Annotated in this window: 12 protein-coding genes; 9 read left to right on the top strand and 3 right to left on the bottom strand. The window is 71.7% G+C overall.

From position 1 onward, the window contains the following. Positions 1-5: 5 nt before the first annotated feature. Positions 6-464: a DUF3093 domain-containing protein gene (locus ABZ873_RS16460; protein ID WP_360871542.1), complete on the bottom strand. Its 459-nt coding sequence runs from the start codon at positions 462-464 to the stop codon at positions 6-8. A 58-nt stretch (positions 465-522) separates the two neighbouring features. Here ABZ873_RS16460 and ABZ873_RS16455 point away from each other — a divergent pair, with 58 nt between their 5' ends. From ABZ873_RS16455 to ABZ873_RS16425, 7 genes are all read left to right on the top strand, one after another. Beyond that, positions 523-1,107 (top strand): PaaI family thioesterase, encoded by a 585-nt coding sequence (locus tag ABZ873_RS16455; RefSeq protein ID WP_360871539.1) that lies wholly within the window; start codon positions 523-525, stop codon positions 1,105-1,107. Further along, complete coding sequence (gene dut, locus ABZ873_RS16450; RefSeq protein WP_360871537.1) at positions 1,107-1,640, top strand: dUTP diphosphatase; 534 nt, start codon at positions 1,107-1,109, stop codon at positions 1,638-1,640. Before ABZ873_RS16455 ends, dut begins: the two co-directional genes overlap by 1 nt. Before the next feature lies 1 nt (position 1,641). After that, a complete protein-coding gene (locus ABZ873_RS16445) occupies positions 1,642-2,424 on the top strand; it encodes a DUF3710 domain-containing protein (protein ID WP_360871534.1) in 783 nt (260 codons plus the stop codon). A 182-nt stretch (positions 2,425-2,606) separates the two neighbouring features. Next, the gene (locus tag ABZ873_RS16440) at positions 2,607-5,204 is read left to right on the top strand and encodes a sensor histidine kinase KdpD (protein ID WP_360871531.1); all 2,598 of its coding nucleotides are present in this window, start codon (positions 2,607-2,609) and stop codon (positions 5,202-5,204) included. After that, positions 5,201-5,887 (top strand): response regulator, encoded by a 687-nt coding sequence (locus ABZ873_RS16435; RefSeq protein ID WP_360871528.1) that lies wholly within the window; start codon positions 5,201-5,203, stop codon positions 5,885-5,887. The genes ABZ873_RS16440 and ABZ873_RS16435 overlap by 4 nt, the downstream gene beginning before the upstream one ends. Positions 5,888-5,912: 25 nt before the next feature. Then, on the top strand, positions 5,913-6,332 hold the full coding sequence (locus tag ABZ873_RS16430) for an OB-fold nucleic acid binding domain-containing protein (protein ID WP_360871525.1): 420 nt from the start codon (positions 5,913-5,915) through the stop codon (positions 6,330-6,332). Between the two features lie 3 nt (positions 6,333-6,335). Continuing rightward, a complete protein-coding gene (locus tag ABZ873_RS16425; protein ID WP_360871523.1) occupies positions 6,336-7,076 on the top strand; it encodes a DUF3159 domain-containing protein in 741 nt (246 codons plus the stop codon). A gap of 77 nt (positions 7,077-7,153) precedes the next feature. Here the strand turns inward: ABZ873_RS16425 and ABZ873_RS16420 are convergent, their stop codons facing one another. Further along, positions 7,154-7,816, bottom strand: a complete 663-nt coding sequence (locus ABZ873_RS16420; protein WP_030650639.1) for a TrkA family potassium uptake protein — start codon at positions 7,814-7,816, stop codon at positions 7,154-7,156. After that, positions 7,813-8,481: a TrkA family potassium uptake protein gene (locus tag ABZ873_RS16415; RefSeq protein WP_360871519.1), complete on the bottom strand. Its 669-nt coding sequence runs from the start codon at positions 8,479-8,481 to the stop codon at positions 7,813-7,815. The genes ABZ873_RS16420 and ABZ873_RS16415 overlap by 4 nt, the downstream gene beginning before the upstream one ends. 218 nt (positions 8,482-8,699) lie before the next feature. Between ABZ873_RS16415 and ABZ873_RS16410 the strand changes: the two genes are divergently transcribed. Both ABZ873_RS16410 and ABZ873_RS16405 read left to right on the top strand, forming a co-directional pair. Then, positions 8,700-10,799, top strand: a complete 2,100-nt coding sequence (locus tag ABZ873_RS16410) for an APC family permease (RefSeq protein ID WP_360871516.1) — start codon at positions 8,700-8,702, stop codon at positions 10,797-10,799. A gap of 99 nt (positions 10,800-10,898) precedes the next feature. Further along, entirely contained in the window at positions 10,899-12,236 is a 1,338-nt protein-coding gene (locus tag ABZ873_RS16405) for a class I SAM-dependent RNA methyltransferase (protein WP_360871513.1), read from the top strand. Positions 12,237-12,761 lie beyond the last annotated feature (525 nt).

Genomic DNA, 12,761 nt, shown 5'->3' with positions numbered 1-12,761 from the left:
CCCGCTCAGACCGTGCGCGCCGCCCGCAGGGCCGTCACCAGGGCCTCCGGGGTCCGGGTGGAGAGGTACACGTAGGGCGTCGGATCCGCCGGGTCGGTCACCTCGATGCGGACCGCGGTCGGCACGTAGCTGCGCATCAGCATGAAGGCGCGCGGGTCCGCCTTGTGGGTACGCCAGGCCACGGTCCCGGCGGCGTCCAGGATCTCGGGCTCGCCCAGCGCCGCCACCGGGATCCGCGCGTCCCCGGCCGCCAGCGCCCCGTTCACCACGCGCACGCGCGCGGAACCGTACGAGCTGACCGCCAGCCCGGCCAGCGCGGTGCCCCCGACCAGCCCGGCCAGCAGCGGCAGCGTCCCCAGCGGCAGCAGCATCAGCGCGCACGCGAGGCCGATCAGCGCGGCGATGCCCCACCAGGAGCGGGGGGCGGTCAGGCGTTCGTCGTACGGCACGGTGGAGAGCTGCATGCGCCCAAGCCTGCCACGAGGCGACCGGCGGGTAGCCGCGCGGGTAAGGTCTGCGGCTGTGAGTGGACGAAACACAGCGTTGACGCCCCCGGCGGACGCCGCGGCGCCGGTCCGGCACCCCGACGCGCCGGCCCCCGGCGAACTCCTCGGTGCGCACTACGAGCACTGCTTCGGCTGCGGAGGCGGCCAGCCGCACGGACTCCAGCTGGAGGCCCGCGCGGGGGACGGGGTGAGCGTCACCGCCGAGTTCACGGTCAGGGCCGCCCACCAGGGCGCGCCCGGCCTCGCCCACGGCGGGGTGCTCGCCACCGCGCTCGACGAGACGCTGGGCTCCCTGAACTGGCTGCTGCGCGTCATCGCCGTGACCGGACGGCTGGAGACCGACTTCGTACGGCCCGTGCCCGTCGGCACCGTCCTCTACCTGGAGGCCGAGGTCACCGCCGTCGCCGGCCGGAAGATCTACTGCACGGCCGTCGGCCGCATAGCCGGGCCGGAGGGCCCGGTCGCCGTCCGCGCCGACGCCCTCTTCATCGAAGTGAAGGTCGACCACTTCATCGACAACGGACGGCCCGAGGAGATCCAGGCGGCCATGGCCGACCCGGACCAGGTCAGGCGCGCACGCGCCTTTGAGGTGAACCCCTGATGTCCCAGAACCACGCCCCCGTCGACGTGCTGATCCGCCGCGTCGACCCCGAGGTCCCCATCCCGGCGTACGGTCACCCCGGCGACGCCGGCTGCGACCTGGTCACCACGGAGGCCGCCGAGCTGGCGCCCGGCGAGCGCACCGTGCTGCCCACCGGTGTGTCCATCGCCCTGCCCGACGGCTACGCGGCGTTCGTGCACCCGCGCTCGGGCCTGGCCGCCCGCTGCGGGCTCGCGCTCGTGAATGCCCCGGGGACGGTGGATGCCGGGTACCGTGGAGAGATCAAGGTGATCGTGGTCAATCTCGACCCTCGCGAGAGCGTCCGGTTCGAGCGTTTCGACCGCATTGCCCAGCTGGTTGTCCAGAGGGTCGAGAAGGTGCGCTTCCACGAGGTGGCGGAACTTCCCGGCTCGGCCCGGGCCGAGGGGGGTTTCGGCTCCACCGGCGGTCATGCGGCCGTGGCCGGATCCGGGGCTGGTCAGCAGGGTGGGAATGGCTACGCTTCGGTCGTAACCGACCGGGAAGGACAGTGACGTGTTCGGACGTCGCAAGAAGAACGACTCCGCCAGGGACGGCGGCGCGGCCGAGCAGGTCGTAGACGGCGTCGCCTCCGCTGAGCAGGACGACACGGGCGAGCAGGACGGCGCCGCGCCGCGGCGCCTCAACCTGCCGCCGGCCCCGCGGCCCGACGGCCCGTGGGACGTCTCCGAGGTGCTGGGCAATCCGGCCGACGGCCGGGTCGACCTGGGCGGCATCCTCGTACCCGGTGTCGAGGGCATGGAACTGCGCGTCGAGGTCGCCGGTGACGCGATCGTCGCCGCCACCGTGGTCCTCGGCGACAGCGCCGTGCAGCTCCAGGCGTTCGCCGCGCCCAAGAAGGAGGGCATCTGGGGCGAGGTCCGCGAGGAGATCGCCGCGGGCATCACCCAGCAGGGCGGCCTGATCGACGAGGTCCAGGGCAGCCTGGGCTGGGAGCTGCGGGCCCAGGTGCCCGTACCGCTGCCCGACGGCCAGACCGGCGCCCAGCTGGTCCGCTTCGTCGGTGTGGACGGCCCGCGCTGGTTCCTGCGCGGTGTCATCTCCGGCCAGGGCGCGGTGCGCCCCGAGGCGGCGGGTGTGCTGGAGCAGATCTTCCGGGACACCGTCGTCGTCCGCGGCGAGGGCCCGATGGCCCCGCGCGACCCGATCGTCCTCAAGCTGCCGAACGACGCCCAGATGGTGCCGGACGGCGTGCAGACCGAGGACCAGGAGAACTCCCGCTTCGGCGGCGGCATGGGCCAGCTGGAGCGCGGACCGGAGATCACCGAGGTCCGCTGACCCCTGGCGCCCCGCTCAGCAGGGAGCACACGCGTGTCCGGCCGGTGGGCCCCCTCCTCCGAGGGGGCCCACCGCCGTTCCCCCCGGCGGCGCGCGCGGGCGGACGTCAGGGATCCGTCAGGGATCGGCCCCCGGGCGCCCATCAGCGCGTACGCGGGCCCGGCGTCCCCGAGAATGAGCGCATGGGACGCGGCAAGCTCAGGATCTATCTCGGCGCGGCACCCGGTGTGGGCAAGACCTACGCGATGCTCTCCGAGGGGCACCGCCGGGTGGAGCGCGGCGCGGACTGCGTCGTCGGCTACGTCGAGCACCACGGGCGGCCGCGTACGGAGGTCATGCTCCACGGACTCGAACAGGTGGAGCGGCGCACCCTGGTCCACCGCGGGGCCGACTTCACCGAGATGGACGTGGACGCGCTGCTGGAGCGCCGGCCCGCCATAGCCCTGGTGGACGAGCTCGCCCACACCAATGTGCCGGGCTCCCGCAACGCCAAGCGCTGGCAGGACGTCGAGGAACTGCTCCGCGCCGGGATCGACGTGGTCACCACCGTCAACATCCAGCACCTGGAATCGCTCGGGGACGTGGTCGAGTCCATCACCGGCGTGCGCCAGCGCGAGACCGTGCCCGACGAGGTGGTCCGCCGGGCCGACCAGGTCGAGCTGGTCGACATGTCCCCGCAGGCCCTGCGCCGCCGGATGGCGCACGGGAACATATACACACCCGAGAAGGTCGACGCGGCCCTCTCCAACTACTTCCGGCCCGGCAACCTCACCGCCCTGCGCGAGCTCGCGCTGCTGTGGGTGGCCGACCGGGCCGACGAATACCTCCAGCAGTACCGCGGCGAGCACGACATCCGTTCGACCTGGCAGGCGCGGGAGCGGATCGTCGTCGGGCTCACCGGCGGGCCCGAGGGGCGCACCCTGATCCGGCGGGCCGCGCGGATGGCGGCCAAGAGCTCCGGCAGCGAGATCCTGGCCGTGTACATCGCCCGCAGCGACGGGCTGACCGCGGCCTCCCCGAAGGAGCTCGCCGTCCAGCGGACTCTGGTCGAGGACCTGGGGGGAACGTTTCACCATGTGATCGGCGACAACATCCCCGAGGCGCTGCTCGCCTTCGCGCGCGGGGTCAACGCCACCCAGATCGTCCTCGGCTCCAGCCGCCGCCGCTCCTGGCAGTACGTCCTGGGCCCCGGGGTCGGCGCGAGCGTGGCCCGCGACTCCGGGCCCGACCTCGACGTCCACATCGTCACCCACGAGGCCGTCGCCAAGGGCCGCGGCCTGCCCGTCGCCCGCTCGGCGGCCCGGCTCGGCCGCGACCGCATCGTGGCCGGCTGGGTGGTCGGCACGCTCTTCCCCGTCCTGCTGTGCTTGCTGCTCACGCACACCGAGGCCGATCTCGGGCTCGCCAACGACATGCTGCTCTTCCTGGCGCTGACGGTGGCCGCCGCCCTGCTGGGCGGGCTCTGGCCGGCGCTGGCCTCCGCGGCCCTCGGCTCGCTGCTGCTGAACTACTTCTTCGCGCCGCCGCTGCACCGGTTCACCGTCTCCGACCTCCGGAACATCGTCGCCATCACGGTCTTCTTCGGCGTCGCCGTCTCCGTGGCTTCCGTGGTGGACCTGGCCGCGCGCCGCACCCACCAGGCCGCCCGGCTGCGCGCGGAGTCCGAGATCCTGTCCTTCCTCGCCGGCAGCGTGCTGCGCGGCGAGACCACCCTCGACGCCCTGCTGGAACGGGTCCGCGAGACCTTCGCCATGGAGTCGGTGGCCCTGCTGGAGCGCACCAGCGACGTGGAGCCCTGGCGGCCCGCCGGCAGCATCGGCCCGAACCCGGCCGCCCGGCCCGAGGAGGCCGATGTGGACATGCCCATCGGGGACCACATGGCACTGGCCCTGTCCGGGCGGGTGCTGCCCGCCGAGGACCGCCGGGTGCTCGGCGCCTTCGCCGCCCAGGCGGCCGTGGTCCTCGACCGGCAGCGCCTCGTCGGCGAGGCCGAGGAGGCGCGGCGGGCCGCGGAGGGCAACCGGATCCGGACCGCGCTGCTCGCCGCCGTCAGCCATGACCTGCGTACGCCCCTGGCCTCGATCAAGGCGTCCGTCAGCTCCCTGCGCTCCGCCGATGTGGAATGGTCCGAGGAGGACCGGGCCGAACTGCTCGAAGGCATCGAGGCGGGGGCCGACCGGCTCGACCACCTCGTGGGCAACCTGCTGGACATGTCCCGCCTGCAGACCGGCACCGTCACCCCCCTGATCCGCGAGATCGACCTCGACGAGGTGGTCCCGATGGCGCTGGGCGGCGTACCGGAGGACAGCGTGGTGCTGGACGTGCCCGAGGCGCTGCCGATGGTCGCGGTGGATCCGGGGCTGCTGGAGCGGGCCGTGGCCAACGTGGTGGAGAACGCCGTCAAGTACAGCCCGGCGGGCACCCCGGTCCTGGTGGCGGCGAGCTGCCTCGGGGGCCGGGTCGAGCTGCGGGTCGTCGACCGCGGGCCCGGGGTGCCCGACGAGGGCAAGACCAGGATCTTCGCCCCCTTCCAGCGCTACGGGGACGCCCCGCGCGGGGCGGGCGTGGGGCTCGGCCTCGCGGTCGCCCGCGGGTTCGCCGAGGCCATGGACGGCACACTGGCCGCCGAGGACACCCCCGGCGGCGGGCTCACCATGGTGCTGACCCTGCGGGCGGTGCCCCGGGGCGCGGTGGAGGCACCGGCGCACGTGGACCCGTACACAACCGAAGCCGGTCACGACCGTGACGGCAGGACGCGACAGAAGGCAGGACCTCAATGACCCGGGTGCTCGTGGTGGACGACGAGCCGCAGATCGTCCGAGCCCTCGTGATCAATCTCAAGGCGCGCAAGTACGAGGTGGACGCCGCGGCCGACGGCGCGGGCGCGCTGGAGCTCGCCGCGGCCCGCCACCCCGACGTGGTCGTCCTCGACCTCGGCCTGCCGGACATGGACGGGGTGGAGGTGATCAGGGGGCTGCGCGGCTGGACCCGCGTACCGATCCTGGTCCTCTCCGCCCGGCACAGCTCCGACGAGAAGGTCGAGGCCCTGGACGCGGGCGCCGACGACTACGTCACCAAGCCCTTCGGGATGGACGAGCTGCTGGCCCGGCTGCGCGCCGCCGTCCGCCGGGCCGAGCCGGCGGCCGGGTCCGGCGAGGACGAGGTGGTCGTGACCACGGAGGGCTTCACGGTCGACCTGGCCGCCAAGAAGGCCGTCCGGGACGGCAGGGACGTCCGGCTCACGCCCACCGAATGGCACCTGCTGGAGGTCCTGGTGCGCAACGGGGGCAAGCTGGTCAGCCAGAAGCAGCTGCTGCAGGAGGTGTGGGGGCCCTCCTACGGCACCGAGACCAACTACCTGCGGGTCTACATGGCCCAGCTGCGCCGCAAGCTGGAAGCGGACCCCTCGCATCCGCGGCACTTCATCACCGAGCCGGGCATGGGCTACCGCTTCGAGCGCTGACGCGCGCGCCGGTAGGCTTTCCTGTATGAGTGCTGAACCGCGTCCCGAGAAGCCCCTCAAGCCGGCCAGGCCGGCGGGCCGGTTCCGCCGGATGATCGAGCGGCTGTCGACCTCGCAGGAGGAGCTGCATTCGGCGGAGCTGCAGGAGGACGCAGAAGCAGCGGGGTGCACGCGCATCTGCGACTGCGACGACCGCCAGATAGTCAAGGTGACCGGCACCCTGCGTACGGTCACCCTGCGCCCGCGGGCCGGCGTACCCGCCCTGGAGGCGGAGCTGTTCGACGGCTCGGGCGCCCTGGACGTCGTCTGGCTCGGCCGTCGCTCGATCGTGGGAATCGAGCCCGGCCGGCGCATGATCGCTTCGGGGCGCATCTCCCTGAGTCACGGCCGTCGGGTGCTGTTCAACCCGAAGTACGAACTCCGCCCCCTCGGACAGGAGCACTAACCGGTGACGTCACCCGAGAAACCGTCCACTCCGGACCCCGCCGCCCCGCCGGCCGCCGACCAGTCGGCGGTGACCCAGGCCGCGCTCTTCGACGCCTTCGGAGGCGTCCGGGGCACAGTGGAGACGATGCTCCCCGGGCTGCTCTTCGTCATGATCTACACGGTCAACAAGGACGTGAAGCTGTCCGCGATCGCCGCGGGCGCGGTGGCCGTCCTGCTGGTGATCGTGCGGCTGGCGCGCAAGGACACCGTGAAGCACGCGTTCAGCGGCGTCTTCGGCGTGGGCGTGGGCGTGGCCTTCGCCCTGTTCACGGGCAGCGCGAAGGGCTTCTACCTGCCCGGCATGATCTACGGCACCGCCCTGGGCGCGGCCTTCACCCTCTCGGCGCTGGTGGGCTTCCCGCTGCTCGGGGTGATCCTCGGGCCGGTGTTCCGGGAGAACCTCTCCTGGCGTACGCGGAACCCGGGGCGCAAGAAGGCGTACACCAAGGCCAGCCTGGCCTGGGGCCTGATCTTCCTCGCCAAGTACGCGATCCTCTTCCCGCTGTACTGGTGGGGCGACGCGACGCAGCTGGGCTGGGTGCTCATCGCGCTCAAGCTGCCGCCGATGGTGCTCGCGGTCTACTTCACCTGGGTCTTCCTGGCGAAGGCCCCGCCGCCGATCGACGTGATCGCGGAGTGGGAGGCCGAGGAGGCCGCCGAGAAGGCGGCGAAGGCCGCGAGGGCGGCCGACCCCAAGGCGTGACGCAGGACCGACGAAGGGGGCGCACCCGGCCGGGTGCGCCCCCTTCTCCGTCCTTGCCGCTCCTGAGCCGCGCAGTGTCAGCGGCGGGCCTGGAGGAGATCCTCCAGCTGCTCCTCGCGGGCCTGGGCGGCCACGAACAGCAGCTCGTCGCCCGGCTCCAGGGTCTCCTCGCCGTGCGGGGTCAGCACCCGGTTGCCGCGGATGATCGTGACCAGTGAGGTGTCCTCGGGCCAGCTGATCTCGCTGATCTGCGTCCCCGCGACGGAGGAGTCGGCCGGCAGGGTCAGCTCGACCAGGTTGGCGTCGCCGTGGCTGAAGCGCAGCAGCCGTACCAGGTCGCCGACGCTGACGGCCTCCTCGACCAGCGCCGACATCAGGCGCGGCGTCGAGACGGCGACGTCCACGCCCCAGGACTCGTTGAAGAGCCATTCGTTCTTCGGGTTGTTGACGCGCGCCACCACGCGCGGCACCCCGTACTCGGTCTTGGCGAGCAGCGAGACGACCAGGTTGACCTTGTCGTCACCGGTCGCGGCGATCACCACGTTGCAGCGCTGGAGCGCCGCCTCGTCCAGCGAGGTGATCTCGCAGGCGTCGGCCAGCAGCCATTCGGCCTGCGGCACCCGCTCCACGGAGATGGCGGTCGGCGCCTTGTCGACGAGCAGCACCTCGTGGCCGTTCTCCAGCAGTTCGCCCGCGATGGAGCGGCCCACCGCGCCTGCCCCGGCGATAGCGACCCTCATGCGTGTGCCTCCTCGGGCCCCTCGGCGAACGCCGCCTCGACCTTGTCGATCTCGTCGGTGCGCATCATCACGTGGACGAGGTCGCCCTCCTGCAGCACCGTCTGCGAGGTGGGCAGCATCGCCTCGCCCAGCCGGGTGAGGAAGGCGACACGGACGCCGGTCTCCTCCTGGAGCTTGCTGACCTTGTGCCCGATCCACGTGGCGGAGGTGTGCACCTCCGCGAGCTGCACCCCGCCACTCGGGTCCCGCCACAGAGGCTCGGCGCCCGAGGGCAGCAGCCGGCGCAGCATCTGGTCCGCGGTCCACCGCACGGTGGCGACCGTGGGGATGCCCAGGCGCTGGTACACCTCGGCACGCTTGGGGTCGTAGATCCGGGCCGCGACGTTCTCGACACCGAACATCTCGCGGGCCACCCGGGCGGCGATGATGTTGGAATTGTCACCACTGCTGACGGCCGCGAACGCTCCCGCGTCCTCGATCCCGGCCTCCCGCAGGGTGTCCTGGTCGAAGCCGACCCCGGTGACGCGGCGGCCGCCGAAGCCGGCACCGAGCCGGCGGAACGCGGTGGGGTCCTGGTCGACCACGGCGACCGTGTGACCTTGCTGTTCCAGGGTTTGCGCGAGGGCGGAGCCTACTCTTCCGCAACCCATGATGACGATGTGCACGGCCGTCCTTCCGGCTGTCAGCGACTCGCTGAATCCCAGCCTCATTGCATGCTCTGGATAAACAGGGTCTCAGACCGGGGCCCAAGCTACACACGGGCGGTCACCGGCGGCGTCATCCGGCCGCGATCGTGGTGCGCTCGGGGAGGAATTGCGACGGCTTCGGGGTAGGAGGGGGTGGGGGTTCGTCAGGCCGATTTCGAACGCTTACGATCCTCTGCGTGTCCAAACTGACCGACGTGCCCAAACGGATCCTGATCGGCCGGGCGCTCCGCAGCGACCGCCTCGGGGAAACCCTGCTTCCCAAGCGGATCGCGCTACCCGTCTTCGCGTCCGACCCTCTCTCCTCCGTGGCCTACGCCCCGGGCGAGGTCCTGCTGGTCCTGTCGATCGCGGGCGTCTCCGCCTACCACTACAGCCCCTGGATCGCCCTCGCGGTGGTCGTGCTGATGTTCACGGTCGTCGCCTCGTACCGGCAGAACGTCCACGCCTACCCCAGCGGCGGCGGCGACTACGAGGTGGCCAACACCAACCTCGGCCCGCAGGCCGGTCTGACCGTGGCGAGCGCCCTGCTCGTGGACTACGTCCTGACCGTCGCCGTGTCGATCTCCTCCGGCGTCGAGAACCTCGGCTCGGCGGTGCATTTTGTCATCGAGCACAAGGTGCTCTCGGCGATCGTCATGATCCTTCTGCTGACGCTGATGAATCTGCGCGGTGTGAAGGAGTCCGGAAAGCTCTTCGCGATCCCGACCTATGTCTTCGTCGCCGCCGTATTCGTCATGATCGCCTGGGGTGCCTGGAAGGGCATCGTCCTCGACGAGACCATGACCGCGCCCACCGCCGGCTTCGAGATCGAGCCCGAGCAGAAGGGCCTCGCCGGTTTCGCGATGGTCTTCCTGCTGCTGCGGGCCTTCTCCTCCGGCTGTGCCGCGCTGACAGGTGTCGAGGCGATCAGCAACGGCGTGCCCGCCTTCCGCAAGCCCAAGAGCAAGAACGCCGCGACCACCCTCGCCCTCATGGGCGGGCTCGCGGTCACCATGTTCTGCGGGATCATCGGCCTGGCCATGGCCACCGATGTGCGCATGGCGGAGAACCCGGCCGTGGACCTGCTCCAGGACGGCGTCCCGGTCGGCCCCGGATACGTCCAGGACCCGGTGATCTCCCAGGTCGGCGAGGCCGTCTTCGGCGGCGGCAGCATCCTGTTCATCCTGCTGGCCACCGCCACCGCCCTCGTGCTCTTCCTGGCCGCGAACACCGCGTACAACGGCTTCCCGCTGCTCGGCTCGATCCTCGCCCAGGACCGCTACCTGCCGCGCCAGCTGCACACGCGCGGCGACCGGCTCGCCTTTTCCAACGGCATCGTGCTCCTCGCCGGCGCCGCCATCCTGCTCGTGTGGATCTACGACGCGGACTCGACGAAGCTGATCCAGCTCTACATCGTCGGCGTCTTCGTCTCCTTCACGCTCAGCCAGATCGGCATGGTCCGGCACTGGAACCGGCACCTGAGGACCGAGCGCGACCAGGCCGCGCGGCGCCGCATGCACCGCTCCCGGGCGATCAACACCTTCGGCGCCTTCTTCACCGGCATGGTGCTGGTGGTCGTCCTCGCCACGAAGTTCACCCACGGCGCGTGGGTGGCCCTGCTCGGCATGGTGATCTTCTACGGGACGATGACCGCGATCCGGAAGCACTACGACCGGGTCTCCGCCGAGATCGCCGCCGCCGAGGGCCCCAGCGAGGACAGCGTGCGGCCCTCGCGGGTCCACTCGATCGTCCTGGTCTCCAAGGTCCACAAGCCCACCCTGCGCGCCCTGGCCTTCGCCAAGCTGACCCGCTCGGACACCCTGGAGGCGCTGAGCATCAGCGTCGACCCGGCCGAGACCAAGGCGCTGCGCGAGGAGTGGGACCGGCGCCGGATCAACGTCCCCCTCAAGATCCTCGACTCGCCGTACCGCGAGATCACCCGTCCGGTGGTGGAGTACGTCAAGGGGCTGCGCAGCGAGAACCCGCGGGACGCGGTCAGTGTGTACATCCCGGAGTACGTGGTCGGCCGCTGGTACGAGCACCTGCTGCACAACCAGAGCGCGCTGCGGCTCAAGGGCCGGCTGCTCTTCACCCCCGGTGTGATGGTCACCTCGGTGCCCTACCAGCTGGAGTCCTCGGAGCTCGCGAAGCGGCGGGCGAAGAAGCGGCAGGAGTGGAACGCTCCGGGTGCGGTGCGCCGGGGGCCGGTGGACACGCCGCGGCCGCCGAAGGAGCCGGCGGGGAAGGGCAGCGCTTCGGGTTCGAAGGGCGGTTCTGCGGGCACCTCGAAGGGCTGACCGGGTTGGTGAACGGCCGGGCGAGATCCACGTAAACTGGTGGGTCGGTCGTCCGGCCGTTTTCCGTTGCGCAGTACCAGCTTTTGGAGTCTCCCCACCATGACGAGCGTCGAGCAGAACGAGCAGCGGTCACTGGTGGGGGAGGAGTACGAGGTCGAGGTCGGTCCCGTCGCGCACGGAGGCCACTGCATCGCCCGCACCGCCGAGGGCCGCGTCCTGTTCGTCCGCCACACCCTCCCCGGGGAGAAGGTGATCGCGAGGATCACCGAGGGCGAGACGGACTCCCGCTTCCTGCGCGCCGACGCGATCACCGTGCTCGACGCCTCCAAGGACCGCGTCGAAGCCCCCTGCCCGTACGCCGGCCCCGGCAAGTGCGGCGGCTGCGACTGGCAGCACGCCAAGCCCGGCGCCCAGCGCCGGCTCAAGGGCGAGGTCATCGCCGAGCAGCTCAAGCGGCTCGCCGGGCTCACCCCGGAGGAGGCCGGCTGGGACGGTACGGTCATGCCCGCGGAGGGCGACAAGCTCCCGGCGGGCCAGGTCCCACAGTGGCGCACCCGCGTGCAGTTCGCCGTCGACGAGACCGGCCGCGCGGGCCTGCGCAAGCACCGCTCGCACGACATCGAGCCCGTGGACCACTGCATGATCGCGGCGGCGGGCGTCAGCGAGCTGGGCATCGAGAAGCAGGACTGGCCGCAGATGGCCACCGTCGAGGCGATCGCGGCGACCGGCTCCCAGGACCGCCAGGTCGTCCTGACCCCGCGCCCGGGCGGCCGCCTGCCGCTGGTGGAGCTGGACCGCCCGGTCTCGGTCCTGCGGGTGGAGGAGAAGGACGGCGGGGTCCACCGGGTCCACGGCCGCCCCTTCGTACGGGAGCGCGCGGACGGCCGTACGTACCGCGTGGGCATGGGCGGCTTCTGGCAGGTCCACCCGCAGGCCGCGGACACCCTGATCAAGGCCGTCATGCAGGGCCTGATGCCGCGCAAGGGCGAGATGGCCCTCGACCTCTACTGCGGCGTCGGCATCTTCGCGGGCGCCCTCGCGGAACGCCTGGGCGAGACGGGCGCGGTGCTCGGCATCGAGTCGACGAAGCGCGCGGTGGAGGACGCCCGGCACAACCTGGCGGACTTCCCCCGGGTCCGCATCGAACAGGGCAAGGTCGAGACGGTCCTCCCCCGCACGGGCATCACGGAATGCGACCTGGTCGTCCTGGACCCGCCCCGCGCGGGCGCGGGCAAGCAGACGGTCCGCCACGTGGCCGGCCTGACCCCCCGCCGCATCGCCTACGTGGCCTGCGACCCGGCGGCCCTGGCCCGCGACCTGGCCTACTTCCAGTCGGAGGGCTACAAGCCCCGCACCCTCCGCGCCTTCGACCTCTTCCCGATGACGCACCATGTGGAGTGCGTGGCGATCCTGGAGCCGGTGGCGAAGGGCGCCTGAGCTGGTCCTGTACGGACGCGTAGGACGGGTGACTTGAAGGCCGTCAGCCGGGTGGCCTTACGGTTTCCAGGGCGAGGCTGGGCCTGGAGGTACAGCTGACCTCCGCCCTCGTCGGCATCGCCATCGGCGTACTGTGCTCGAAGCTGGTCTTCAAGCGGCAGGGATATGCGCTGGTGACCGCCCTCGCGCTGATGATGGGAGCCCTCTTCGCCAGGGGCATGCCCCCGGTCAACCGCCTGTTCACGCTGATGGCCACAACCCCCGACGCGGCAGAACTGCTCGCGCCCACGGGGGCCATGCTCGCGATCTCCGCGGTGATCCTGGCGGTGTTCACTCGTCGCCGCGCGCAGGGAGTAGACCGCCGGGCCTGTGCCGTCCGAGCTTCCACACAGTCGACTGTCCCGCGGTGCGGTGCGATGGACTCCAGCGGCCGAGGGAGCCGCAGCCTCTGATCCGCGTGCATGTGGCGCACTCGCGTGCCGTCATGCCCTCTGCTGGGCACCCGCCGTATCCAGCCCCTGGCAC

The organism is Streptomyces sp. NPDC047014, assembly GCF_040644195.1.
Classification (GTDB): domain Bacteria; phylum Actinomycetota; class Actinomycetes; order Streptomycetales; family Streptomycetaceae; genus Streptomyces.
The sequence above is the reverse complement of the archived record's forward strand: the minus strand, read 5'-3'. Positions and strand labels throughout refer to the sequence as shown.